Raw genomic sequence first — 23,322 nt, 5'->3', positions numbered from 1 at the left:
AGGCGAATTAGCTCAGCCGGTTAGAGCGACGGAATCATAATCCGCAGGTCCGGGGTTCGAATCCCTGATTCGCCACCAGTTGCACTAAGCCCTTGAATCTTCTAACGAAGTTCAAGGGCTTTTTACTTCTGGTGTCACGGTCGGTGTCACAGGTGCCGACTTGCACAAGCTTCCACGCCTCCTCAAGTCCCGTCACGGGGTCTACTATCTGCGCATTTGTCAAGGCGAACTCGATACCCGACGTTCCCTTGGTACCAAGGATTTCCGCCAGGCAAAATTGGCTGCATTGTTACTCAACTTGCAGGTGGAAATGAACAAGACAATCCTTAACGCAGGCAATGTGCGCCGACTCGACGTCGTCTTTCCCAACGGCGTTCAATTCAACAATATCAAGCAGGAAGAGACGGGCATGCTGTTCCAGATTCTGGACCGGCTGGGCATGACGTCCGAGCAAATGCTGTCGCTCACGACTGAGCAACTGGCGAAAACTCTCGCTGGCCCTAATCCGCAGAAAATCGAACCGGCCAAGCCCAAAAGCAAACTGCTCTCAGAGGTGATCGCCCTCTATCTGGCTGAGAAGCGGCTGGACAATGTCCCGAAAACGATTGACGACAAGGAACGGACGTTCACCGAGTTCCACGGCTTTTTCGAGAACAAGGATATCAACACCTACGGCGCCGACAGCGCGGTCAGCTACAAGAATCGCCTGATCGCTTCAAACCATTCGGCCAGTCGTATTAACGCGAAAACGTCGTTCCTGAAAGACCTGTTTGCCTACGCAATCGATAACAACCTGTATTTCCAGACCAACCCGTTCGAGAAAGTTCGGGTGTCACGTAAATCGAAGCTGAAGCAAAAGGTGGAATCGTATCGAGACTTCACTGACGGCGATTTGAAGCTGATCTTTGACGAGGAGCCGTATCGGGCATTCATGAATAAGCCTGACTACCACTGGCTCCCCTTCCTTGCGCTTTATACCGGCGCTCGGGTGGAAGAGCTCGCAAGCCTGAAACTGAGCCAGATCCGGCACGAAAGCGGCGTATGGTATTTCGAGATCGAGCAGGCCAAGAACCGCAATTCGATCCGCAAGATCCCGCTTCACAAAGCGATTGAGCGGTCTGGGTTTCTGGCTTACGTGGAGGGGTTGCGAACCCAGAACAAGGAAATGCTGTTCCCGCACCTCAGGGACGGCAAAAACGGTTACAGTAAAAACATGTCGCGCCGGTTTGGCCAGTATCTGGATAAGCTGAAATTCACCGACGACAGGAAGGTGTTCCACTCGTTCCGTCACACCTTTATCAATCGCATGACGGAAATGCATACCCACCCTGCCATGCTCATGGCGATTGTCGGGCACTACGAGCAAACGGCGCTCAACCTGTCGTCACCGCACTTCGTGAACTATCAGCACGAAAAACAGATTGTCACGCTGAAGCGGACCGTGGACCTGTTGGAATTCCCAATCACGCTCTTTTGGTAGTTCCCGTCTGATCTCGCCGCGCCAAATGATCCGGGGCGAGATACTAGCCCGTCCTATCGCCGAATACACGAACGCAATCGTGCCTGCGCCGACGGCGCGCTCACACGGTTCTCTTGGTTCACGGGAAGACAGGACTAAAGGAAAAACTGCGGCACCCCAACGGGCGAATCGTCTCAGCCGTTACGTACAGCCGATTTCAGGTCGTCCAGGTCCTTAAAGAACTCTGACGGCTGAAGCCCGAGGGTATCAATGATCTTCATGATATTGACGAGCGCCAGATTGTGCTCGCCGCGCTCGATCCCGCCCATGTAGCTTCGGTCGATTCCGCAAGCGTCCCCGAAGGCTTCCTGAGAAAAACCCTTTGCTTTGCGGTGACGCCGAACCGCAGCACCAAAAGCCACTAGTACCGGCGGCTTAGCCTTGTCAGACGCGGAAATTGGGGAAGTAGCCATACCCAATGTTTCCCCGACTGTGTATAAATCGCCACGGGATATGGTTTCACCGGATATGGTTACAGTTTACGCTATGATCGCGCCCAGCACGGCCAAACCGTGCGTCCTTCCAATAACCAGAAAGGGATCGACATGCGCAACAAGCGTGCTATGGCAGCGTTGTGGTTCGTGGCAGTGGCGGCGTGCGCCAGTGCCACGGCAATGGCGGCTGATACGGGGTTCTACATGGGCGCGTCTGTGGGACGCAGCCAGATTCACTCTGACGACTCGCAAATCACGCTCGGACCGGATTTGCCATACACGAAGAACTCCGGCGACTTGGGCTACAAGCTTTTCGCTGGGTATCAAGCCTTTAAATACCTCGGTATCGAAGCGGAAGCACTGAATCTCGGGAAACAGTCAGTCAAGTTCCAGACGATTGACCGCACGAACGACATGACCATGCTGGGCTTCAATCTATCATTGGTCGGCAGCTACGATTTCGGCAACCTTCAGGTGTTCGCAAAGGCCGGTGCGTCCATGCTAGCGAATCGATCTCATGAATACGGCGCGGATTTTGTACGCATGGAAGGCACGCCTGACGCAGATAACACCGACTGGTCCGTGCGTCCGTCATTTGGACTGGGTGCCGCGTACAACTTCACCAGGCATTTCGCGATCCGGACTGAGTGGCAACACTTCAAAGCAGCGGCCGGCGAACACACCGTGGACATGACTTCGAATCTCTTCACGGTCGGCGCGCAATACAAGTTCTGACCATAGAGGCGCGGCCTTGCGTCCCGCCTGATACCTCTTGGGAGTCAATATGAAGCAATACACCGGGCAACTGAAAACGCTGGGGGCTGGTTCGTCGTCGGCCGGGCGAGGGGACCGTTACACGTATATTGAAATCGGGGATCACCGTATCAAGAATGTCGGTGTCAGCGACGCATTGGGTGGAATCCTGCAAGAAGCCCTGCACAACAGCACGCCAATTTCGATTTGGATTGTCTCGTACTTTGGCAAGAAGATTATCGCTGGCGTGTCACGGGCGGACGGCACCGTCTTCCGGGCGAAAATGACGGGGATCCTCTTGGGTTCGGTAGTCGCCGTTATTGCGTGCGGCTTTCTCTATGCCGGATTCGCTGGAAATTCGCCCTTCCACGCGGTGGTCGGCCTCGTCGTCGGGTCATGGGTTGTGTACTTCGCCAATGTGAACCGGCAGTTGTTCAGCATTCCCGCCAACGACGTGCTGTAATCGGTCCTATCGTTCAGAACGGTTTATCCACGTTTTCGAAGCGGCCAATGCATGGGCCAAGAGCGAGGAAGCGGTGGATAAGCCGTTCAGATCTATCATGTCGAGTTGTAACTGCGACGGCCTCGGACATAGCCGCTCCGCCCTAATGTCGGGTTTTTCGTCGATTGCGAAGCGGTCTCAGAAACAACTGGATAGAACACGGACTAGCGCGACGCGTCCCAAACAGTCAGTTGTGAACCCTATACATGCGGAACGCATACCGTCAGGTAGTCTGCTCTAAAGTACGGATAAGTTTTGCCGTAAAAGCATAGATAAACTTAACACCCCTCGGCGAAGAAACCGCTAATGAAAAACTATCCGTCTCTTTTACTACCTGTATTCCTGCTAGGCGCATGCGCAACACAAACGCAAACAGAGCACGCACAGTCAACAGCAATCAATCAGGCGATCACGATCTGCGGAATCGGCTCTGAGAGCCAAGTCTCGGACATTTACAAAGCAGCGTTCGACATTACGTTGAAAAAATCCGTCTCGACGAGCTTTGAAGCGACCATGACGCAGAGTATCAAGGCCGAGGAAACCGCGTTACTGCAGTCCATTGCAACCAAATCCCCGGATAGTAGCAAGGCTATCGTTGAGGAAATCGACAAGACGCGGGAATGCGTAATCGAGCAAACAAATCTGCTCCGGCCGCAGACGCGGGCTGACGCGCTCGAAGCATGCCGCCTCGATGTTCAACACCGGATTTCACCACCGGGGCCTACCAGTTACGGCGTGGTCCGATACTGGAATCAACTTCCTCAAGACCCTGAATATTCCGCAGCGCACCCGATTATGAGCGGACTTTTCGACAGCAATGGTACAAACTCTTTCCCTATCCGTGCCAGATGCGATATGCCGAATGGTAGATTTGAGGAGGCTACGATACTCCCGCCGAAATCTTAGGACAGCGATCACGCCCTTCCGATCAACTCTCCATTAGCCAATCGGGCGATTCTTATGTCAACTGTCACGTTCGTGGTCGACTGTCTTCATTGCAAGGCAAAGGTCGCAGCGATTGAGGAAGGAAAAGGAGAGCGATTTTACTCGGACGAAGACTCAAATCAGCCATACGGGGAAAGGATACATGTTGGCCATTGCCCGCGCTGTCGTACCCTATTGGTCGGCGAATCACAACAGGTCGACTTCGAAGGATACGATGCCTATGAAGATCGGTGGTCCGACGTTGTGCGGGTGTACCCGAAGCCGCCGAAAGCGTTCTTGAGTGGTCGCGTCCCTAGGGTTGTATCTGAGTCGCTTGCGGAAGCCGACCGAGCTTTGCAAGCGAACGCAAGCATTGCTGCCTGCGTCATGCTGGGCAGAGCACTAGAGGCTCTCTGCCGGGACATTCTTCACGAGCCCGAAGGGCACAAAAAGAAATTAACATTGGCAAACGGAATCAAACGCCTCCGCGAACTTAATCATATCGACGACAGGCTTCTCGATTGGAGTCAGCAGCTCCACGCCTTCCGAAACCTCGCGGCGCACCCAGACGAGATTTCGATCTCAAGACAAGACGCTGACGACCTGCAAATCTTCGCGTACGCGATTGTGGAATATATCTACGATCTCTCTGACCGATACGAAGACTTTAAACAACGTCTCGCAAAGCTGAAAGACCGGAAGCCACCGGAGTCGTAGAAATTGAGCTCCCGACAAAAGCACCCAAAACGCCTATCGACTCAAGAGCTTGTTCCGGGCGATGTTGTTCAACTGCCGAACCCTCGCTTGCTCAAGCTGCATTTGCAGTCGTCTCTTTTGCGCCGTGAGCCTGATTAGTCTAAGTTCGGCACGACTACGTTCTCCCGATGTCTTTGCATGATTCACGTCCGACGTCGCCCCATTGATATCGGACTGGATCGCGCCAAGCGCACCCTCTACTTCATGGACGAGGTCCATGTCTGTATGCGCCCGGTCTTCGTCCGGTTGGTAGACGGCGCGCTCCCGAATGCTACGCATGCTGGTCAGGACGTCCGCCTTCGAACGGCGAATCGTCGCTAACGGACGACCGGCGCGAATCAGGCCAACCGCTTCCATTGCGTCTCGGACAATCTGCTTTATTGCTGCAACTTCTGGTTTCATACTGATCTCCTTTTGAGTTTTTGTTATTGGTTTATATGTCGTACGGGGAACTGGCCGTGAGCTTGCCGGTCGCAGCCGACGAGGCGAAAGATACGCCTGCACATTGAACTGCCGACGGACTTCAACAAGCGCGCCCAGCGTCGTTCTAGCTTGCTCATATTCAGCCGGTGAAAGGTAGCGGTCCTGTTTTACTTCTTGTGCCTGCTGAAGCAATCGCCCATAGTCTGCGTCGGCACGATAGAACGGCCCACGGAAACGTTTAGCTTTCGCGTCGCCGGGAAACTTCGCTGAAATATAGTCGCGGCCTTGGCGGGTGATTTCGACACCGAATTCTTCGCTGAGGACGTGGCATAGTTGGTCACGGCTCGCGACCTCACCTGAGCGGATCATTCGCGTCAGACGCTTGTGCAAAAACAGCTTGTTGTCGCGATCACGCTGCCCGACTTTCGTCCGCCGCTCGAAACCACTCATGGCAAGCTTCAACGGGTCAGCTATGACCTGCGCATAACCCAAGCGGTGGTTCATAACCTGCGTGAACGCCTCGTATAGCCGAACGTTCTGGCCACCAGGCGGGTGTATGTTCATGCGCTTGCCTCTGCCACTGGCGAACTCGATCATGGGCACGACGAAATGCACCTCGGTATTGCCTTTGTCCTCGTGCAATACGAACAGGCTGTTGAACTGATCGCCCGAGAGGCCCGGGCAAAACGTTTCCTTGAATGTTCGAATGACCCCGTGCAATTGCTCGCGCGTGGGACGTTCAGTGTCGCGGAACGCAATCGCGCCGGACACATACTTATGCTTGCGCTGAATGCTGTTAATTACGGCTATGGTGGTATCCGGGTTGCCCGATAGAACAAACGGCATGACGGCACGCTGCTCGCCGGCATGGTCACGCTCGCTCAGCAGGTAGTTGACGGGGGACTCCCCGGTGGAAATCCCCGCATTGAAAATTCGAACAATCATGCCGCGTCCGTTTTCGCTCCGTACTTCGCCTCCTGCCACACTTGTTCAGTCAGCTCCTGTATCTGCAACAGCACGAGCAGCATTTCTTCGTCGGGTTCGTGACCGCCGCGCAGCTTCGCTGATATCTCCTCAACGTGGTTCCCGATACGATTGACTTCCTGCAGCCATTTCAACTGGTCGTGGTAGGCGCTGGTTGGGATCGTGCCACTGCCTGCCCTTAACGCCACTTCCCGTGCATATTGAGCGAGTGAGTTGCAGCCGTTCGCAAGTGCCATGGCGCGCAACTGCGCGTGCTCAACGACGGTGACGCGAAATTCGACTCGCTTGTCGCGGACGTGCTGGTTTCCGTCGCTGCCGGACTGTCCGGTCTGCCTCTTGAGTCGTGAGGCGTCGGCCTCGATACTGCAGTGTAAATCGTTATCCATATCGGCTCCTTGTTGTTATATGGTTTTGGGCCGTGCTAGCGTTGCTGTGTCCTGTTTAGCGGTGTTGCAGCTCAGGGGACTGGGGGAACCCCAGAATATCCGGTATCACGCCATAGCGTGATAAAGGTTGACCTTGCTTGTTCTTCGCTTCGAGCGGCTCTATATTCTTATATAATAAAATTACTGAAAATCAAGGCCAATCCGACGGACGGTTAAGCAACAATAATGTCTCGTGCGCGACCAGCTAATAACTGTTCCTCGCTCCTATCGGTTGGATCGAGGCTTCGGGCGAGTAAAATCTGTAAAAAATCCGCGTCCACTAACGGTATTATTAACTCTTGATTATCCCTGTAGACGTCCCGACAGCGGTCTAACAAGCGATCAAAGTTATCCACAGAACGACATAACAACAAGCCTACTCTGCCTCTGTTCGCAGAAAATCGACCTGCAATTTGATCAACCTCAGGATTCCCGATTTCGCGTCCGTAGTTTTTGCACTCCACCATTACGTACTGGGCAGGAATGTGCTGAATCTGATGAACACGCCAAAAAAATCCGGTAATCGCAGAATTGTCAAACACAATGTCGATACGCTTCCGCCCTTCGTGAATCTCGCGCTCAACTTGAGGACAACTGAGATTCGGATAGAAAACCAGCTCTAAAATGCCAACCATTAATCGATGGTACGCGGAAGCCGAATCATTCCCGACCGGCGTATGTGTCAGCCTATCCGCAAGGTATAGAGCGATGACCGTGATGTCCTCGTCGGGGGCAAGTTCGCCGTCACCGAGTGGTTTGGCGTTTTGACTTGCCCATGCCTTAAAATTTGCGAAAACCTGCCCGTGCTGCAACGTGAAACTTGTTGCGAAATCCTTGGTTGGCGGCGCAATAGACTCGGACAGCTCTTTCTTCACCACCCAGACCTTCTCCGCACCGTTCCTTAGCTGCCTCCGGCGCACGAAAGGACCGTTGGTACTCAACTGCTCATGCTTCAGGAAGTTCAAGACGAAATGTTGGTGGTACTTTCCTAGCGCAAAAATCTTGGCAAACGAAACGATAGCTTTCGGAACGAGGAGAATCACCTTGTCGTCAACAACCAACATGTCGTCATATCCGACCTCCCATGCATGCGTCGCTCGGTTCCAACAGGGTCCCGTAGCAGTATCCGACCTAAGCGCTATTCCGTGGAGCAGACATTGGTTCTGCGTGTAATCTATGAGATGGCCCCGGATGATATTCGTGGTCATGTCGGAAACTTTGTCCTTATCCACATTTGGCACAAAGATTCTACAATCTTCAATATGCTCAACGACGCCGGTTCTAACCGCCCTACTCTGGGAGATGCTCTGAAAAATCTCCTCGGCCTGAACTGCACCAACCCCCCTTCCACGTGGCGCGCCCACTGAAACTCCCAGGCACGTCTCGTTCGGTTCATGCAAGTTTGAGAATAGAGAGCGTGCTTCTTCGAGGCGATTCTCCCGTATCAGAGCTAGGAGTAGGGAGAAGAAGTCCTCTACAGTACGGTGCGCATTTATTGCAAATGCGTCATTCCTCTGCGAGAGAAGGTGGGGATCTAGATACAGTGGGGTGTCGCGTTCTGGATCAATGTCAACAAAGTCCAATTCTGCTTGTGTTTTCTGTAACTGGAAGCGCTCCGAAATTTTCATTTTTGGTCCAAGCTCTCTGAGAGTGCAGGAGAAGGCGAACGGTGTGACAGACCCTAAGCGACGTTTCGCTTTGATTTTAGATCATATGCGACATTACACCGTTTTTTATAACATGATGCCATTCCACGGTTTTACATTACTGAAAACCGCTTCCGCACGATCAGCGCCCTCCCACTCCGTCTCCTCGACAACTTACGCGCGTCAGTACACAATTTCTCATATACCTTCGTAATCCTATCTATATCTATGTTAATTGTAGCCATACACCCAAATCTCCGACTCGATCTCAAGGTCTAGACCTTGAGATCGAGATCTCCGGCCTGTTTGATGCCGACTCACTCGACAATAGCAATATAGCGCTCCCATGCCTTCGGTTCCCCCGATTGTCGCGCACCAGCGAATTTCCTGCTTCTCACCTTCAGATAGTGGATTTCACTGAGCTTGAAACGGCGCCAGCTCAGAATCTTGTCGTTCGCGCTCTTCCCGGCCACCTGATAGCCGAGGAGTTGGCGGTCGTCGACACTGATGCCGTAAATATGAGGCTCAACGATTCGGTAGTGTCCCTGATAGTAGAAGCCCAACAGCTTCTTCTCATGAATTGCCTTGCAAATTTTTTCTTCCATTTCCATGTTTGCTCTCCTATAAAATCGGTTGGTTACTTGAATGCTTCGTTAATCTCTTCCTGCGTGGTCATGTCCTCAGGCTCCGGCTGGAAAAATGCGAGGTTGACGTGCCTTTTTTGCCGACCGCCCTCGCGTTTCTTCGTCTCCTTCAGGTGTGGGAACCCGGCACGCATACGGGACCAGAACTCGACGTTCCCGCACGGGGTGTGTCCGCACTCTTCGCAGTAAGACAGGTATTTTTCGTAGATCGCGTCCTTCGCAAGCGTCTTCCCACCTTCGCTGTAGCCCACGCTGTAATCTTCACTAAAGGCAAGTACGGTGTTGCTCGACTCCTTCTCACGCATGGTATTTGCGAGGACGGACTGCGGTTCGTCGAACGAGCCACGGCGCAAAAGTCGCTGCAGCCCCTCCAGACACCAATTCACGACATGGTGCAGCTCTCGCTCGATAATCAGCTCGTCAAGGCGCTCAATCCGATTGCGCTTATCGAACTGCACATTCCAATCAATGATCTGAAGCCGCCGCCAAACGCCGTCCGTCTCGTCGTTGATATGCGGAAAGCGGTTGCAAGCGATAATCCACTTAGCCGTCGAGTGATACGTGAATTCGTTCCTCTGCTTGGCCTCAATGACCACCGGGTCCGAAGTGATACAAGCCTTCAACACCTGCTCATTGATCCCGCGTTTCGGCGTTTCCGCCGCCACGGCCAGCGAGGCGTCTACCAACGACTGCAAGCCGAACTTTTCCATGTTGTCCAGACGGATTGCCGCTGATTTCTGATGAAGCTTCTGCATGATCTTCAACAACACCGACTTGCCATTGCTGCCTTGGCCCTGCCACACCTGAGCTACCTGAAAGCGGGTATCGTTGAGCAGGGTGTAGCCGCAGTATTCCTGCACGAGATTCCGCACCTCAAGGTTCGGCAGCGAAGTAAGCAGAAACGAATGGAAAAACGTGCCGCCCGGCACCGGGGCGGGCACATAGGTCGCTCCGGCCGCATTCAGGCTGGCGAGAATCTGATAGGTCACGCCAACCGAGCGGTCAGGCGTCCGCACAGACAACGAGCCGTCGGCGTTCACGACAATCCAGCAATCTTGCAAAGGCACAATATCGGCTGCGGGTTGCCCCGGCAGTACCGCAGCCTTGAACTGCGCGGACTGACTGCACTGGGTAGCGAGCTTCGCCGACACGAGACCCGGCTCGTTCGTTTCCAGCCACGTGAAGGCGTGCTTCTGTGCTTCGTGCTTGGTCTGCGGCTTCCAGTAGTTGCCCTGCCAACGATAAAACGAAACGTTTTCGTCACGTTGAGCCACTGCCCAGTCTGGATCGTCCGCAATCGACTGCGCATATTTCAGCTCGCAGGATTCACGCTTTCCCGTTTTAATAGCGACCTCCGAGAGCTTCGCAATAACGCGCGTAACCTTCGCGCTGTGCAAATTTTCAGCCGAAGATCCGATAGGGCCGTCAGCAAACGGGTCCATGCTCAAATCCAATTCACTCAGCTTTCCCATAACACCTCCCATTCGATAAATTCGATTAAATTAGCGATTCAATTCAAGCCAATAATGCAACCCGAAACCTGACAAGTTCGGCCAGATATCATTGATTCGATACTCTTCAAGCTCGCCCTCCTGAGGCCACCGGGCATGGCTGCCAAAGAAATGTTCGGCAAAAAAATCTCGTGCATATTCGCGTGCTTCCTGTTCCGTCTTTCCACCAACCTCGATTTCCGATTCTTTATTTCCTTCGCCAATTTGGTAAATGACGATATATCCGTAGTCCATTGCGCTTTTCTCCTCGTTCAAAACATGGTGCCAATTTAGCTTTTCGGACATAAAATCTCGTTTCGAGGCCAATAGCGAGCTCGCCTTGACATTCGACTTTTTTCGTGGGTGAAAATGAGCAATCAAACTAACGCCGACGAGGCGACGACCTACAGCGCGCGGAAACGAAGCATTCCCACGCTCAAGCCGCGCGAGCTTGAAGCGCTCCGTGTTCGTACGTGGTTTGCAAACGTGTTAGTTGAGGCAGGGCTACCGGACGGGACCAATGACTCGATAGTGGCGAAACTGCTGGATACCCAAGTGTCGGAGCTTCCCTCGCCGAGCAATCTATTGCAGGCGTGGTTAAAGGAGTACAGCGGCCCTCTAGACGACCGTCACGTGGACGCACTGACGAATGTTTCTCGCCAGCGGTATGAATCTGGTGGGCAGTCGCCTAACGATCTGACACTGGACGCTCTTGACGCTGTTCTGCCCGGCACTCGTGACGTCTACGAATTCGGGCCAAGCGGCGAGTCGCTATGGCTTGTTCTGGCGGGAGATAGAGATACGTGCGAAACCCACTTGCTAGAGATGTTTCCGCCGCCGAGGGGCAGATTCGGTTTCAGCTTTGACGAGAAAGTGCAACAGCTCTTTGACGCACTGTTGGCACCAGAGTGGCGCGGAAATTTTGTCGAAGTTGCGGCGTCGTATGCAGGACGGCCATTGGCTCACCCGGTATGGCGAAGCTATGTGCAAACAACTCAGTTCGGCGACATGCCCGACGAAGAGAGTGCAGGCCTGTTACCCATGCGCCCAGTAGAAGATTGTGTGATCGGTAGCATTGCGGCGTGGTGGACGGCCATTCACCGTCGTGAGGGTCCCATTCTCGAACTCGAATGGCTGATTGTTGGCCTATGCCAAGGCGTGGTTGCCAGCGAGTTAACCGGCGATATCCAAACCTACCTGCTGAATCTGGTCAGAGAACAAGCTCAGGAAATTGACAGGGCGGTGGCACCGCCTCGCGGAGCCGTCAAACCATTTGAGGAGCGTTGGACACAGCAAGTCGATCTCGGTTGAAGTGGGACGCGTGAGTCAGCCTGAGACGAGCTAAGAGAACTAGGCTCGTCTCACTCTCAGGCAAGCTAAGCAACGGTTTTAGCGAGACGAGTCAGGCGAGCCAAGTGAACGCATGCATGTGCTCGCGCTATGGCAACGTAGTCTCTTTTTCTATTGACTGAATATATGATCTGACTTGCCTCACTTGTCTCACCTGACGGCGCAACCACGCTTCGTAGGAGTTTGAAGTGAGACGCGGTGTGCGACGGACAACTCGCCTCAGATTGCCTCACTCGGCTCATTTGGCACCTCGGCAAGCCCAAAGGAAAAAAGCCCCATTCTTCTGTCGAGGAGCCTACGGAATTCGCCAAATGAAAAAAGCCCGCTAAGGGGCTTTTTTCACTTCGCTGGAATGCAACTATGCCAAGCAGGCGTCAGCTTCGTCCTGCTCTGAATTAAATGGTTGCAGTTTCGATTTTTCCAGCGGCTTGGTTCGCTTCTTTGGAAAAGCATAGCGATCAGCAGCCAGTAGTCCTGTCGGATCGAAAAGCACCTCAATGCCTCGAGCCGAATATAAACGTCGCCGAAAAACCGTCTGCTTTTGCGCCGACACCGGCGCTAGCATTTTAATGATTTCTTCAAGCGACATATCAGCAGTCGCCGGCGCGACGCCGGACCACTCTGCTCGCACGTCAACCAGCCGTGCCCCTGCCATATCAACGGCATTCGCCTTGCCTGCTACCGCGACTGGCTTTGAGAAGGTAACGGCATGGACGTCCTCTGGTTGTTCGCGATCGGCACTCCCGCTCGCATGGGTACCTGCTCCTCCAAACGCCCGTTGCCCGGCGGGCTGTAGCGGAGTCGCCGCCTTTTGCTGACCTTGGCGGTCACTTTCTCGTCCACGGGCAACGTACAAAGCGACGCAAAGCACGCAAGCCGCTCCCGACAGACCGATAAAGGTCGGAGCGACCCAGTTCGCCGGGGGGAGGTGTTGCGCTATCAGCACCATAAGCGCGACGCCGAACAAACAGACGTTCGTCACCCGAACATATGTCTTGTCAGACATTAGCACTCTCACGATTCTTTCTCCTTACTTGAGTGTTGGGCCAGCAGCGTCGTCCATCCAAGTCCAGCCCCAAAAGCTTGCGGCCATGTTGCAGGCTGCGCGAAAAGCAGCGCAATGAATGTTCCGCAGACAACAAATGCGAGCAACTCAAGCGACATCCGCACTCTACCCGGCTTGACGTCGAATCGGTCAAACGCCGTCGAAAAGCCGTGTGTTCTCATATCCTTCGCGCCAAGACGGCACCATAGGATAGTAACTCCAAAAGCTATTACCACGAGAACCGACCACGTCGGCTGCGGTCCCGTAATATTGTCCAAATGCAGACCCAACGGTCCGTCGCTGGACACTGCTGCACCAGCAGCCGTCATACCAGCAATCACCGTCAACCCTCCCCGAGACCCAGTTTTTTCTGAGTAGCCTCCAACTTTTGCAGTGCAGCATCAAAATCTGCACGCAAACGTGTTAGCTGTTCCTTGGTCATTTGGCACCAAAGTACCTGTCCTTCCGCATCCGTGTCTATGTTTGCTACGACAACGGGTACCATTGAACGAACTTCGTTGCCCTCGAACGAGACGCGAACATCGATTCCCAAAGTGAAGCTTGCAAGGTTGGGGAGGACCGCCCGAGCGTCATCCGTGCGCTCGACCTGGCTGCGAAGCGCCTGCCGCTCAGCGCATGCTATCTCAAAGAAATTCTCAAGAGCGTCTGATAACGCCTCGTCTATGACGCCTGCCTTAATAAAAATCTGACGAAATTGCTCCGGGGCGAGTTCCACGGAGGTGCGAGCAAAAATTGTCGTCGTTATCGCTGCCGCAGCGATTGCGGGCTCGGCGACGTTCGCATCCTTTCCCAGCCGAGCGGCGACTTCATTAGAGTCAGGCAGGGACGTCGCGATAGCTTGGCGAGCACCCTCAACCACGATTCGCTGCTGCTGCTCGCTCATCTCACTCAGCAACGAAAATCCAAAACGAAACAATGACTTAGCTTGAGCAGGAAGGTGCGTAACGTAGTCCAGCGCCTGCGCTTCGTTCACGAATTCGATCATTTTTACCTTCTAGTCTTCGCGTTTTTGTCGTCTAGTTTACCCTAGCGACAGTCTGGGCGAAATCGATATACCACTCGTGTTAACGGCAGGACTGCCTTTCAGCACAGGCCTTGATAACGACAGCACCATTGATACCTGTACAAAAGAACAGTAGTCCATCGCTTTTTATGGCGACTCAAAAAGCCGCATATCAATATGAAGGATGATACGCTCGGTGTCACGGAAAAACCGTGACACCTGTCAGCCCTCCGACCTGGCAGGCCCTTGTGTACAGGGGTTCAGAGCGATTTGGCGGGTACGTCCCTGATTCGCCACCAGCATCACTCGCAAGGCCCGCTACTCTTAACCGAGAGCGGGCCTTTCGTTTTGGCCCCCGCGGAGACGGGGGTTTCAGATCACCTTGATTACTCCCCAGACTTTCGCAAGTGCAGGTCGATCAAAGGCGCAACCTGCGTCGCGCAGGTGTTAGCAAGGTTGTGGTCGCCACCCGGAATGACATGCAACTCCGCCCGAGGCAGCAACTGAGCCAGCCGCTCTGCAACCGCAACCGGACTAATCGGATCGGCGTCACCCCACAACAGCAAAACCGGAACCTCGATCTTCGGCAACTGCCCGGTCAGATCTTCGTGATAGTCCGCAAACCAGCGCGGCAACGCGGGCGCGCCTGCGTGTAACGCCTCCCGCCAATCCACACCGCCCATTCCAGCTACATCCAGCCCACCGGAAGTCACGCTCAAAACAAGGTGAGTCACCAGCGAGGGCTTCTCAAGCGCGGCCCGAATCGCAACCACGCCGCCCATCGACTGTGCGATCAAGGCAGTGGGCCCGTCGATATCCGCTACGACCCGCGCCACGAGGTCATCCATACCATTCACCGTAGGATCGGCAGGAGTCGGCCCAAAACCGGGCCAACCGTAATGCACCCGGTCCCCCGAATGCTCCAGCCGGTCGGCCACCGGATGCCAGAACGCCGCATTGCCGGAGGCACCGGGCAAGAACAAAAGCTTGGTTTGTGTAGAAAGACTCACCGGGAACAGATCCTCATAGCTTGAACAAGGGCATCCTGCTGCGCAGGATTCTGAAAGAACGCTTCGAGGCTCGCATGCTCCTCGTTCGCGACCTGTTGAAGGCAACGCATATTATTCGACTTCGCACTCGATGGCGCCTTGACGACTGCCAATGCGAACAAGGCGAGTATCAACAGCATGTTCGTGATACCGACCATCCATTGCCACCCCGCCTCCGAAATGAGCCCTCCCCTCCGGGAAGCGCCGCCGCTTACTAAACGTCTCTGCATGTCACCATCCATTTCGCACTCCTATGCAGTGAATTGTGATGAATCCCACGAACCAGCGTCCAAGACTTCCTTAACGAGCTACCGGCGCCAAAAACCTGAAGGCGCGCTCCAGCCATCGCACAGGCGGGAGGCCGAACGGTCGTCGTCGCTCTACGTATTCGCTCGTCAAAGTGACTTCAGCCGGCCCATCGTCGTCAGCGGATAACCAGATGCGCTCGCCTCGCGTCACGCGAATCACATCGCCCGCTTGCAGCCAATAGTCATACGGGGAACATGCCCGCGTCATCCAGACACGCGAGCCTCGCGCGCGGATCTCCGATCGCGCAGCCGCTCGCCAGGATACGGTCTGGCGCGGCTCGAGGCTTAGGTGAATCACCATTTTGGGCGAGCGAAACCCGCCCGCACATGGATCATCCGGTACAGGAAAACAGTCGAACTTGCTGCTAGCGTCGTGCATGGTCATCTCCGTCGATTGAGCCGACAGACGGATAGGCCACCAAAAGAAAAAAGGCCTCATCCGTTTCCGGCGAGGCCTTGTGACTTGCGTTACTGCAAACTTCTAACGCACACACGCCTCCGATGATGCACCCCAAGCGGTGATCATTCGGTGATTAATCGCGATGGCGATAAAGGCGGGCGTTTTCATGTCGTTAAGTTTCTATTGCACGCTATGCCTTGTCAATGAAAATTTTCGCCTGACCGCGTGTCGCACGCATGATGCGACCCAGGCCCGAGTCTAGTGCTGCTCATCTGCACGCACCAAATCGACAACCGATAGCACCGCGTGAATCACCACATCGGGACGATGAAACTGAATGTTGTGGCTCGAATCGCCAACCAGTTGGTGCTGGCTTCGAGACGACCAGGACGCTTCGTCGTCCTGCATCTGCTTCCAGACTTCCCGCATGTGGACGCCTTGCGCCGCGTTCATATGCATCGACTGAAGCTCTGCTTTGGAAAGCGGCGCCATCGCAGTGAGCACATAAAGCGGCCGGTTGCCGAGTTGCCTGAAGGTCCCCGCTTCCGCCAGTGTCTGGTCTAACGCGGCGTTCTCAGCCAGCATCGGCCCGAGGGAAGTCGGCGCATAGGCGCGAATCATCGCGACGTCTTGCATATCCTGATGCGGCTGTTGCTGCACCACACCCCCAACGAACTGACGTAGCGCGCCGGTCCACGCAAGCGAGACGAGAAGCTTGCCGAAAAAGGCGCTCTGCTGCGGCGTCACGGCCTTAAGCCGCTCAACCTGATCCGGATGCGAGGCATCGACGAACACCAACCCGGCGACATCCTGCCCGTAGTACTTGGTATAAGTCATGATGTAAGGGCCACCTAGCGAGTGCCCCACCAGCACGAACGGACCGTGTTCACCGGCCGCCTGCAGCGTCTTATGCAGATCGTCCACGACCGCTTTGCCGTTTTGAACTCCCCTACTTGGGTCGCTCCACATGATCCCGGCGCGGCTATACGAGCAGGCTCGTGTCGTCTTGGCCACCGCGCCTTGAACGGCTGACCAGCTCAGTGACCCATTGATGTCCAGGCCCGATTCGAACACGACGGTGGGCGACCCGGTACCTCTGCAATCGAGCTGGATCCGGCGCCCGCCTATGTCGACGAGTGTTCCCAGTGGAGGAAAGTCATGTTTGGTCTGATACCGCTGAATCCGCTCATAGGCGCTGCCCGTCACTGTCGCCAACGCGATCGACGCAGCGAGCAACAATGCAATGCGAATAATCCATCGTTTCACAGCGTTCCCTTCAGCAGACTCGACGAGGGAGCAGTATGCCCTGCGAAAGACGACGCCAACAACCGGTGACCCGGCCCCGTGGCACGGCGCTTGCTGCTCGCCAATAGGTACCCCTGAGGCGCTGCGTGATGTATGCGACTCAGCCCCGACCTAGTCATGCTCGACATCGCAAAGCGGAGCGTGACTTCATCACTACAAACCGCCTTCTCACCCCATGACGCAAGCAAAGCAGATTCTTCTCGTCGACGACCAGGCCGACGCCATCGACGCCCTCGCCATGTTGCTCGAACTGGATGGGTACACGGTCCGCACCGCATACAGCGGTGCAGATGCGCTGGCAGCGATTGAAACGTTTATACCCGACCTCGCGCTGATCGATGTGTCCATGCCCAATATGAACGGTATGCAGCTCGCTCGGCTACTGCGGCACAACGCAGCTCTGGCGAACACGCGGCTGATCGCGCTCACCGGTTTCGGCGGCGATGCCGAGAGGAAACAAGCCGCGGAGGCGGGCTTCGACGCACACATGACTAAACCCGTCTCCGCGGACCAACTGACTCAACTGATCGAAGGCACGGGTGATTAGCGCTGCGTGATGCGAAAGCCAGGCGAGGCGGCATGGTTGTTGCGGAACAGCAGACAGGCTCCTGACTTTCCGAAAATGTCCACTATCCTGCTCGTCGATGATGAAGTCGATTCGCTCTGGGTCTTCCAACTCGTGCTGGAGGGGCGAGGCTACCACGTCATCCTCGCGGAGAACGGCGATGCCGCGCTTGCGAAGGCAAGCCGATGGCTCCCCGATTTGATCGTGACGGACTGGAATATGCCGGGGACGGATGGCATCGAGTTGTGCCAGCGGCTCAAGTTCTATCCGGCGCTGGCGCAGATCCCCGTGGTGATGTCGTCGGGCCACACACCGCCCGCGGAAAAATCAAAGCTATGGAACGTCTTCATTCCCAAGCCGGTCGAGCTGGAGGAGCTCGAGTCGGTGATCGATTCGCTACTGGCGAAGCGCCTCGATAGTCCGCATCACGGCACCAACGTGCCGGCGCCCGCACCTTCGCGGTGGCAGCCGGTCCCGTGGAAACTGTGGGTTTAGCGTGTTACTGCCACGCGTTACTACCGCGCGTTTATCGGTAAGCAAGCGCGCACGGACGGCGCCTGCCGCATTCTCTACCTTCAGCGATCCACAATCCGGCTGAGATTACCCCGCACCCTTTGCAGCAACGCAATCAGTTGCCGCGCCTCTTCGTCGCTAAAGCCGTTCAGGCCCTCGGCCGCCACTTCGTCGCCCACCTTGCGGGCCTTGCCGAGCGCGCGCTCCGCCTTGGCGGTCATGCGCACCTGACGCTCGCGACGATCGCCGGGGTTGCTCCAGCGCTCGATCCAGCCGCCCTCTTCCATGCGATCCAGCAGACGCCCGGCCGAAATTGGCGCGACTTCGAGCAGGTCCGCAAGACGTGCCTGGTTGACCTCGCCATAGTGCGCGAGATAGGCCAGCGCGCGGCATTGCGCACGGGTCAGATCGACGGTGGACTTGGCGAGATCGTCGAAACGCTTGCCGCACAGGCGGCCGACGTCCGAAATCAAGAAGCCGAAGCGCTCTTCGAATTGGGTTTTTTCCATCGCGCGATTATACGAAAGCCATAGGTAAGCGGGCGGTGAAGAGTGGCGGGGCGGCACCGGGTCGGCAGTGAGGCAGCGGCCCTTCGTCTTCGTACAGTTCCTGGTATTCACGGTCGGCTCCCCTCACTATACTAAGCATGCTTATGATATTTCCCCCTGCCTCCCATCCTGTCCGCCCATGTCTTCGGAAACCCCGTCAGGGAGCACTGCCGTTGCGCTGAACCGGCCCATGATCACGGTGTCGATCATGCTCGCCACCCTGATGCAGACGCTCGACAGCACCATTGCCAATGTGGCCCTGCCGCACATGCAGGGCACGCTATCGGCGTCGCAGGACGAGATCACGTGGGTGCTGACCTCGTACATCGTCGCCGCCGCCATCGCCACGCCGCTGACGGGCTGGCTGTCCGATCGCTTCAGCATCAAGCGTCTGCTGGCCTTCTCGATCGCGGGCTTCACGATCGCCTCGGCGCTCTGCGGCCTGTCGGAAACGTTGAGCGAGATCGTCGCCTCCCGGCTGCTACAGGGGATTTTCGGGGCGTCGCTGGTGCCGTTGTCGCAATCGATCCTGCTCGACATCAACCCGCGTGAGAAGCAAGGCCAGGCCATGGCCGTGTGGGGTATGGGCGTGATGGTCGGGCCGATTCTCGGGCCGACACTCGGCGGCTGGCTAACCGACAGCTACAACTGGCGCTGGGTGTTCTTCATCAATTTGCCGATCGGCGCATTCGCACTTTTTGGCGTCCTGACCTTTCTGCCGAGCAAGGCGCCACGTCATGACGTGAAGTTCGACGCCTTCGGTTTCGCGACGCTGGCGCTCGCGATCGGCGCGCTGCAGGCGATGCTCGACCGCGGCGAACAACTGGACTGGTTCGGCTCGTATGAAATCGTCATCGAAGCCTTGCTCGCATCCATTAGTTTCGCGTTCTTTCTGGTGCACACGGCAACAGTGGGCAAGACGTCGTTCTTCAAATCCGAGTTGCTGAAAGACCCGAACTTCGCCACCGGCACGTTCTTTATTTTCATCATCGGCGCGGTGATGTATGCCACCCGGGCGCTGCTTCCGCCCATGCTGCAGACTCTGATGAACTATCCGGTCGCCACGACCGGGCTCGTCACGGCGCCGAGCGGCGCCGGCACGATGGTCGCCATGCTATGCGCCGGGCGGCTGCTCAAACGGATCGACGCCCGCCTGCTGCTGCTCGCGGGGTTCCTGATCTCGGCCTTTGCGCTGTGGCAGATGATGCAGTACACGATCGTGTTGTCGGCATCGGATATCGTCTGGCCCGGTGTGATCCAGGGTTTTGGGCTCGGCCTCGTGTTCGTGCCGTTGAGCGCGCTGACCTTCTCCACGCTCACGCCGGCGCTGCGCGCAGACGGCACCGCGACCTATAGCCTGATGCGCAATATCGGCAGCAGTATCGGCATTTCGATCGTGCAAACGCTGATGACACGCGGCACCCAGGTCGCACACGCGGACCTCGCCGCCAACATCAACATCTTCAATCCGTTGATGCGGCCGATGCTGGAAAGCGGCTCGCGTTACGACCTCGCGGTGATGAATGTGTCGATCACGCAGCAAGCGGCGATGATCGCCTATCTGAACGATTTCAAGCTGATGTTCGTGGCGACGCTGCTGGCGATTCCGCTGCTGCTGTTGATTCGCCCCGCGAAAAAGATCCCCGACGCAGCGGCCGCGCATGCGGCGATGGACTAGCCAGCCGCGGCAGGGCTGAGACCATTAGGCACTCAGCCTTCGATCCTGCGCCGCGTCACCCCTAGCAGGCCAGCCATGGCCTGCTGCGCGCCCACGGCATCGCGGGCACGGATCGCTTCGAACACGGCCGTATGCTCGGCCAGCGACGCGTTGTACACCTCGGCCCGCTTCGCGTTCAGGCGCAACTGTCCTTCGAGCGTGCGCTCGATCAGGGTGCCCAGCGGGATCAGCAATTCGTTGCTGCACGCGGCCAGCACGCTGATGTGAAAGCGCAGATCCGCCCGAACCCATTCATCCACGTTGCGCGCCGCCACCATCGCCGCATGCGCGGCGTCGAGTGCGCTGAAGCTGTGCTCGGTATGAGACGCCGCAGCCAGTCCCGCGGCATACGGCTCGATCATTTCGCGCATCTCCTGCAACTTGAGCGCGAACGTCATCGGCTCGGCCACCCGCGAGTACCAGTCGAGCACGTCGACATCGAGCAGGTTCCACGCCTCGCGCGGCCGCACCCGCGTGCCGACGCGCGGCCGCGACTCGATCAGCCCTTTCGAGGTCAGCGTGCGCAGCGCCTCGCGCAGCACCGTGCGGCTCACGCCGAAGGTCTCCATCAACTCGGCTTCGCGCGGCAGGATGGTCTCCGGCGCATGGTCGCCACGCAGGATGGCGGTGGCCAGTTGTTGGGCCACGCGGCCGTGCAGATCGTGCTGAATAAGGGCTCTCCCCGCCGTCTTCCGGCGCTCTCTATGATCGAAACGAACGCGATTATCCGGTATTCCGACGGTAAGACCTACCGTGCGGGTTCGCCGAACCCAGACGCCAATAGTACTATTTATAGTATTTAAAGGCGATTTTGTCGTAGTATGTGACTCCTCAGACATCGCGCCGAGGAACGCGAAGGCGGGCGCATCGGCACCCGCACCGCGTGTCACCGGCAATCGCCACCCAGCATCGGCCTCGCAGCAGGCAGCCACAAGGAGACGCTCACCATGAAAATTACCAAGCTCGAAACCTTCATCGTTCCGCCGCGCTGGTGCTTCCTCAAGATCGAAACCGACGAGGGCATCGTCGGCTGGGGCGAGCCGGTGGTCGAAGGCCGGGCGCATACCGTCGCGGCGGCGGTCGAAGAGTTGTCGGACTATCTGATCGGCAAAGACCCGCTGCTGATCGAGGACCACTGGCAGGTGATGTACCGGGCGGGCTTCTATCGCGGCGGCCCGATCACGATGAGCGCGATCGCCGGCGTCGACCAGGCGCTGTGGGACATCAAGGGCAAGCACCACGGCGTGCCGGTGCACGCGCTGCTGGGCGGCCAGGTGCGCGACCGGATCAAGGTGTACTCGTGGATCGGCGGCGACCGCCCCAGCGACGTCGCCAACAACGCGCGCGCCGTGGTGGAACGCGGCTTCAAGGCAGTGAAGATGAACGGCTCGGAGGAGCTCCAGATCATCGACACCTTCGACAAGGTGCAAGGCGTCATCAACAACGTCGCCGCCGTGCGCGAGGCGGTGGGGCCGAACATCGGCATCGGCGTGGACTTCCACGGCCGCGTGCACAAGCCGATGGCAAAGGTGCTCGCCAAGGAGCTCGATCCGTACAAGCTGCTCTTCATCGAAGAGCCGGTGCTGTCGGAAAACGCCGAGGCGCTGCGCGACATCGTCAATCAGACCAATACGCCGATTGCGCTCGGCGAGCGTCTCTACTCGCGCTGGGACTTCAAGCACATCCTGGCCGGTGGCTATGTCGACATCATCCAGCCGGACGCCTCGCACGCGGGCGGCATTACCGAGTGTCGCAAGATTGCATCAATGGCGGAAGCCTATGACGTGGCGCTGGCGCTGCACTGCCCGCTCGGACCGATCGCTTTGGCGACCTGCCTGCAGATCGACGCGGTCAGCTACAACGCGTTCATCCAGGAGCAGAGCCTGGGCATTCACTACAACCAGGGCAATGACCTGCTCGACTACATCAAGAACCCCGAAGTCTTCAAATACGAAGACGGCTTCGTCTCGATTCCGCAAGGGCCGGGGCTCGGCATCGAGGTCAATGAAGAGAAGGTGCGCGAAATGGCCAAGGTCGGTCATCGCTGGCGCAATCCGGTGTGGCGCCATACCGACGGCAGCGTCGCCGAGTGGTAAGCGGCGCTCGAACCAGGCTGGCATCGCATCACTCAGACGTTTTCACCGACGTTACGGCACGTGACGCCGGCTGCGTCTCAGTTACGTAACATCGCGGTCCGAATCGAGCTTAAAACGCCGATTTGAAGTCGCAACCTCAACCTCCCTCTGCGCCGAAAAGCCTTGCTGAATAAGGCTTTCCGGCCGCCTCACCGGCACTCGCCGCGCGCTTGGCCCACTCCTTGCTCTATTGCAGTCAAAAGACAATGCGAGAGGCCATCATGGGCGAATTCCTTCCTGACTATCTGATCCGCGAGCAAGCAGCCGTGGGTGCGCTGGTGGTGTTCGGCGTACTGCGGGTGATCGGCGCGGTGCTCGCGTTTCAACGCGGCTGGCGCATCTCGACGGTAGAAAAGTGCTTCCTGGCAGCCGCCGTGATCTATTGCGCGCCGCAACTGTTCGACCTGCTGAGCCAGCTGTACGGCTCGCACGCCGCGGCGGCCGAACTCGAAGGCAAGGTCAGCGGCTGTGCGATCGCGCTGTTCTGCGCGCCGATCCTCGGCCACAAGCTGGGATTCGAATAATTCGCTGAGTGGAAGACCGAACCGATGAAATCAATGTTCCTGTCCAAACGAACGACGTACCGCGGCGGCGACGTGCTGACGCTCAAATCGGGCGGCCGTCCGATGACCGCGACGTGGGTAGGTCCGGTGGTATTCGCGCCGGGCACCTGGCTAATCTGCCAATGGTTCGACGACGACGGCGAACTGCGTCAGGAGATGTTCCCTGAAACGATGCTGGAGCGAGTGCCGAACGCACTCGCTGCTTAACGGGCAGTACCGGGAAAGCCGGCTCCTGCCGGGCGACCGTGTGTGTTAACGCCGCACAGGCCTGCTGTGCGGCGCTTTTTTGCGTGAGCCGCG

26 protein-coding genes and 1 tRNA gene are annotated in these 23,322 nt (G+C 56.8%); 13 read left to right on the top strand and 14 right to left on the bottom strand.

The window, feature by feature from the left end; all coding sequences use genetic code 11:
* Position 1 precedes the first annotated feature (1 nt).
* Positions 2–78 (top strand) — tRNA-Met (locus BLQ92_RS14040).
* Positions 79–160: 82 nt separating this feature from the next.
* Positions 161–1,480 (top strand): site-specific integrase, encoded by a 1,320-nt coding sequence (locus BLQ92_RS14035; protein ID WP_090685097.1) that lies wholly within the window; start codon positions 161–163, stop codon positions 1,478–1,480.
* 173 nt (positions 1,481–1,653) lie between these two features.
* On the opposite strand, the gene BLQ92_RS14030 is transcribed toward BLQ92_RS14035, so the two are convergent.
* The gene (locus BLQ92_RS14030) at positions 1,654–1,932 is read right to left on the bottom strand and encodes a helix-turn-helix domain-containing protein (RefSeq protein ID WP_090685096.1); all 279 of its coding nucleotides are present in this window, start codon (positions 1,930–1,932) and stop codon (positions 1,654–1,656) included.
* A gap of 99 nt (positions 1,933–2,031) precedes the next feature.
* Here BLQ92_RS14030 and BLQ92_RS14025 point away from each other — a divergent pair, with 99 nt between their 5' ends.
* The 4 genes from BLQ92_RS14025 (at position 2,032) to BLQ92_RS14010 (ending at position 4,849) form a co-directional block, all read left to right on the top strand.
* Positions 2,032–2,688, top strand: coding sequence for an outer membrane beta-barrel protein (locus BLQ92_RS14025; RefSeq protein WP_218133034.1), 657 nt, complete (start codon positions 2,032–2,034; stop codon positions 2,686–2,688).
* Between the two features lie 49 nt (positions 2,689–2,737).
* Positions 2,738–3,169 carry a hypothetical protein gene (locus BLQ92_RS14020; protein ID WP_090685094.1) on the top strand — a complete coding sequence of 144 codons (432 nt, stop codon included), beginning with the start codon at positions 2,738–2,740 and terminating at the stop codon, positions 3,167–3,169.
* 345 nt (positions 3,170–3,514) lie between these two features.
* Positions 3,515–4,114, top strand: a complete 600-nt coding sequence (locus BLQ92_RS14015; protein ID WP_090685093.1) for a hypothetical protein — start codon at positions 3,515–3,517, stop codon at positions 4,112–4,114.
* A gap of 54 nt (positions 4,115–4,168) precedes the next feature.
* Positions 4,169–4,849, top strand: a complete 681-nt coding sequence (locus tag BLQ92_RS14010; RefSeq protein ID WP_090685092.1) for a DUF4145 domain-containing protein — start codon at positions 4,169–4,171, stop codon at positions 4,847–4,849.
* 33 nt (positions 4,850–4,882) lie between these two features.
* Here BLQ92_RS14010 and BLQ92_RS14005 read toward each other — a convergent pair whose 3' ends face one another.
* The 6 genes from BLQ92_RS14005 to BLQ92_RS13980 form a co-directional block, all read right to left on the bottom strand.
* Entirely contained in the window at positions 4,883–6,256 is a 1,374-nt protein-coding gene (locus BLQ92_RS14005) for a relaxase/mobilization nuclease domain-containing protein (RefSeq protein ID WP_090685091.1), read from the bottom strand.
* Positions 6,253–6,681 (bottom strand): plasmid mobilization protein, encoded by a 429-nt coding sequence (locus BLQ92_RS14000; RefSeq protein ID WP_090685090.1) that lies wholly within the window; start codon positions 6,679–6,681, stop codon positions 6,253–6,255. Before BLQ92_RS14000 ends, BLQ92_RS14005 begins: the two co-directional genes overlap by 4 nt.
* A gap of 212 nt (positions 6,682–6,893) precedes the next feature.
* The gene (locus BLQ92_RS39370) at positions 6,894–7,784 is read right to left on the bottom strand and encodes a hypothetical protein (RefSeq protein ID WP_143016577.1); all 891 of its coding nucleotides are present in this window, start codon (positions 7,782–7,784) and stop codon (positions 6,894–6,896) included.
* Positions 7,785–8,683: 899 nt separating this feature from the next.
* Positions 8,684–8,977, bottom strand: coding sequence for a hypothetical protein (locus BLQ92_RS13990; protein WP_090685088.1), 294 nt, complete (start codon positions 8,975–8,977; stop codon positions 8,684–8,686).
* A gap of 26 nt (positions 8,978–9,003) precedes the next feature.
* Positions 9,004–10,482, bottom strand: coding sequence for a DNA primase family protein (locus tag BLQ92_RS13985; RefSeq protein ID WP_176860742.1), 1,479 nt, complete (start codon positions 10,480–10,482; stop codon positions 9,004–9,006).
* 30 nt (positions 10,483–10,512) lie between these two features.
* On the bottom strand, positions 10,513–10,806 hold the full coding sequence (locus tag BLQ92_RS13980; RefSeq protein ID WP_143016576.1) for a hypothetical protein: 294 nt from the start codon (positions 10,804–10,806) through the stop codon (positions 10,513–10,515).
* Positions 10,807–10,869: 63 nt separating this feature from the next.
* On the opposite strand from BLQ92_RS13980, the gene BLQ92_RS13975 reads away from it, so the two are divergent.
* Positions 10,870–11,811 (top strand): hypothetical protein, encoded by a 942-nt coding sequence (locus tag BLQ92_RS13975; protein ID WP_090685085.1) that lies wholly within the window; start codon positions 10,870–10,872, stop codon positions 11,809–11,811.
* A 397-nt stretch (positions 11,812–12,208) separates the two neighbouring features.
* On the opposite strand, the gene BLQ92_RS13970 is transcribed toward BLQ92_RS13975, so the two are convergent.
* The 5 genes from BLQ92_RS13970 to BLQ92_RS13950 all read right to left on the bottom strand — a co-directional run bounded on the left by BLQ92_RS13970 (position 12,209) and on the right by BLQ92_RS13950 (position 16,942).
* The gene (locus BLQ92_RS13970; protein WP_090685084.1) at positions 12,209–12,856 is read right to left on the bottom strand and encodes a hypothetical protein; all 648 of its coding nucleotides are present in this window, start codon (positions 12,854–12,856) and stop codon (positions 12,209–12,211) included.
* A 382-nt stretch (positions 12,857–13,238) separates the two neighbouring features.
* Positions 13,239–13,901, bottom strand: a complete 663-nt coding sequence (locus BLQ92_RS13965) for a hypothetical protein (RefSeq protein WP_090685083.1) — start codon at positions 13,899–13,901, stop codon at positions 13,239–13,241.
* A 404-nt stretch (positions 13,902–14,305) separates the two neighbouring features.
* The gene (locus BLQ92_RS13960) at positions 14,306–14,929 is read right to left on the bottom strand and encodes an alpha/beta fold hydrolase (RefSeq protein ID WP_208449332.1); all 624 of its coding nucleotides are present in this window, start codon (positions 14,927–14,929) and stop codon (positions 14,306–14,308) included.
* A 339-nt stretch (positions 14,930–15,268) separates the two neighbouring features.
* Entirely contained in the window at positions 15,269–15,577 is a 309-nt protein-coding gene (locus BLQ92_RS41405; RefSeq protein WP_425194893.1) for a DUF2917 domain-containing protein, read from the bottom strand.
* A 357-nt stretch (positions 15,578–15,934) separates the two neighbouring features.
* The gene (locus BLQ92_RS13950; protein ID WP_244106045.1) at positions 15,935–16,942 is read right to left on the bottom strand and encodes an alpha/beta fold hydrolase; all 1,008 of its coding nucleotides are present in this window, start codon (positions 16,940–16,942) and stop codon (positions 15,935–15,937) included.
* Between the two features lie 214 nt (positions 16,943–17,156).
* On the opposite strand from BLQ92_RS13950, the gene BLQ92_RS13945 reads away from it, so the two are divergent.
* Entirely contained in the window at positions 17,157–17,528 is a 372-nt protein-coding gene (locus tag BLQ92_RS13945; RefSeq protein WP_090685081.1) for a response regulator, read from the top strand.
* Positions 17,529–17,603: 75 nt separating this feature from the next.
* A complete protein-coding gene (locus tag BLQ92_RS13940; RefSeq protein ID WP_090685080.1) occupies positions 17,604–18,041 on the top strand; it encodes a response regulator in 438 nt (145 codons plus the stop codon).
* Positions 18,042–18,121: 80 nt separating this feature from the next.
* On the opposite strand, the gene BLQ92_RS13935 is transcribed toward BLQ92_RS13940, so the two are convergent.
* Complete coding sequence (locus BLQ92_RS13935) at positions 18,122–18,568, bottom strand: MarR family winged helix-turn-helix transcriptional regulator (RefSeq protein ID WP_090685079.1); 447 nt, start codon at positions 18,566–18,568, stop codon at positions 18,122–18,124.
* A 178-nt stretch (positions 18,569–18,746) separates the two neighbouring features.
* Here BLQ92_RS13935 and BLQ92_RS13930 point away from each other — a divergent pair, with 178 nt between their 5' ends.
* Positions 18,747–20,285 (top strand): DHA2 family efflux MFS transporter permease subunit, encoded by a 1,539-nt coding sequence (locus tag BLQ92_RS13930; RefSeq protein WP_090685078.1) that lies wholly within the window; start codon positions 18,747–18,749, stop codon positions 20,283–20,285.
* A 32-nt stretch (positions 20,286–20,317) separates the two neighbouring features.
* On the opposite strand, the gene BLQ92_RS13925 is transcribed toward BLQ92_RS13930, so the two are convergent.
* Positions 20,318–20,995, bottom strand: a complete 678-nt coding sequence (locus BLQ92_RS13925) for a FadR/GntR family transcriptional regulator (protein WP_244106060.1) — start codon at positions 20,993–20,995, stop codon at positions 20,318–20,320.
* A 276-nt stretch (positions 20,996–21,271) separates the two neighbouring features.
* On the opposite strand from BLQ92_RS13925, the gene dgoD reads away from it, so the two are divergent.
* The 3 genes from dgoD to BLQ92_RS13910 all read left to right on the top strand — a co-directional run bounded on the left by dgoD (position 21,272) and on the right by BLQ92_RS13910 (position 23,229).
* Complete coding sequence (gene dgoD, locus BLQ92_RS13920) at positions 21,272–22,420, top strand: galactonate dehydratase (RefSeq protein ID WP_074263425.1); 1,149 nt, start codon at positions 21,272–21,274, stop codon at positions 22,418–22,420.
* 260 nt (positions 22,421–22,680) lie between these two features.
* Positions 22,681–22,983 (top strand): hypothetical protein, encoded by a 303-nt coding sequence (locus tag BLQ92_RS13915; protein ID WP_090685077.1) that lies wholly within the window; start codon positions 22,681–22,683, stop codon positions 22,981–22,983.
* Positions 22,984–23,007: 24 nt separating this feature from the next.
* The gene (locus tag BLQ92_RS13910; RefSeq protein ID WP_090685076.1) at positions 23,008–23,229 is read left to right on the top strand and encodes a YodC family protein; all 222 of its coding nucleotides are present in this window, start codon (positions 23,008–23,010) and stop codon (positions 23,227–23,229) included.
* Positions 23,230–23,322: the final 93 nt, after the last annotated feature.

The sequence above is a fragment of the Paraburkholderia phenazinium genome, from assembly GCF_900100735.1.
In the GTDB taxonomy this organism is placed as follows: Bacteria; Pseudomonadota; Gammaproteobacteria; order Burkholderiales; family Burkholderiaceae; genus Paraburkholderia; species Paraburkholderia phenazinia.
The sequence above is the reverse complement of the archived record's forward strand: the minus strand, read 5'-3'. Positions and strand labels throughout refer to the sequence as shown.

Coding starts and splice junctions, on each gene's coding strand:
- BLQ92_RS13970 (WP_090685084.1), bottom strand. CDS start 12,856: ATGTCTGACAAGACATATGTTCGGGTGACGAACGTCTGTTTGTTCGGC.
- BLQ92_RS13990 (WP_090685088.1), bottom strand. CDS start 8,977: ATGGAAATGGAAGAAAAAATTTGCAAGGCAATTCATGAGAAGAAGCTG.
- BLQ92_RS13975 (WP_090685085.1), top strand. CDS start 10,870: ATGAGCAATCAAACTAACGCCGACGAGGCGACGACCTACAGCGCGCGG.
- BLQ92_RS13980 (WP_143016576.1), bottom strand. CDS start 10,806: ATGTCCGAAAAGCTAAATTGGCACCATGTTTTGAACGAGGAGAAAAGC.
- BLQ92_RS14020 (WP_090685094.1), top strand. CDS start 2,738: ATGAAGCAATACACCGGGCAACTGAAAACGCTGGGGGCTGGTTCGTCG.
- BLQ92_RS13940 (WP_090685080.1), top strand. CDS start 17,604: ATGTCCACTATCCTGCTCGTCGATGATGAAGTCGATTCGCTCTGGGTC.
- BLQ92_RS14010 (WP_090685092.1), top strand. CDS start 4,169: ATGTCAACTGTCACGTTCGTGGTCGACTGTCTTCATTGCAAGGCAAAG.
- BLQ92_RS14030 (WP_090685096.1), bottom strand. CDS start 1,932: ATGGCTACTTCCCCAATTTCCGCGTCTGACAAGGCTAAGCCGCCGGTA.
- BLQ92_RS14000 (WP_090685090.1), bottom strand. CDS start 6,681: ATGGATAACGATTTACACTGCAGTATCGAGGCCGACGCCTCACGACTC.
- BLQ92_RS13945 (WP_090685081.1), top strand. CDS start 17,157: ATGACGCAAGCAAAGCAGATTCTTCTCGTCGACGACCAGGCCGACGCC.
- BLQ92_RS13935 (WP_090685079.1), bottom strand. CDS start 18,568: ATGGAAAAAACCCAATTCGAAGAGCGCTTCGGCTTCTTGATTTCGGAC.
- BLQ92_RS13965 (WP_090685083.1), bottom strand. CDS start 13,901: ATGATCGAATTCGTGAACGAAGCGCAGGCGCTGGACTACGTTACGCAC.
- BLQ92_RS14015 (WP_090685093.1), top strand. CDS start 3,515: ATGAAAAACTATCCGTCTCTTTTACTACCTGTATTCCTGCTAGGCGCA.
- BLQ92_RS13985 (WP_176860742.1), bottom strand. CDS start 10,482: ATGGGAAAGCTGAGTGAATTGGATTTGAGCATGGACCCGTTTGCTGAC.
- BLQ92_RS41405 (WP_425194893.1), bottom strand. CDS start 15,577: ATGGTGATTCACCTAAGCCTCGAGCCGCGCCAGACCGTATCCTGGCGA.
- BLQ92_RS14005 (WP_090685091.1), bottom strand. CDS start 6,256: ATGATTGTTCGAATTTTCAATGCGGGGATTTCCACCGGGGAGTCCCCC.
- BLQ92_RS13930 (WP_090685078.1), top strand. CDS start 18,747: ATGTCTTCGGAAACCCCGTCAGGGAGCACTGCCGTTGCGCTGAACCGG.
- BLQ92_RS13910 (WP_090685076.1), top strand. CDS start 23,008: ATGAAATCAATGTTCCTGTCCAAACGAACGACGTACCGCGGCGGCGAC.
- BLQ92_RS13915 (WP_090685077.1), top strand. CDS start 22,681: ATGGGCGAATTCCTTCCTGACTATCTGATCCGCGAGCAAGCAGCCGTG.
- BLQ92_RS39370 (WP_143016577.1), bottom strand. CDS start 7,784: ATGTTGGTTGTTGACGACAAGGTGATTCTCCTCGTTCCGAAAGCTATC.
- dgoD (WP_074263425.1), top strand. CDS start 21,272: ATGAAAATTACCAAGCTCGAAACCTTCATCGTTCCGCCGCGCTGGTGC.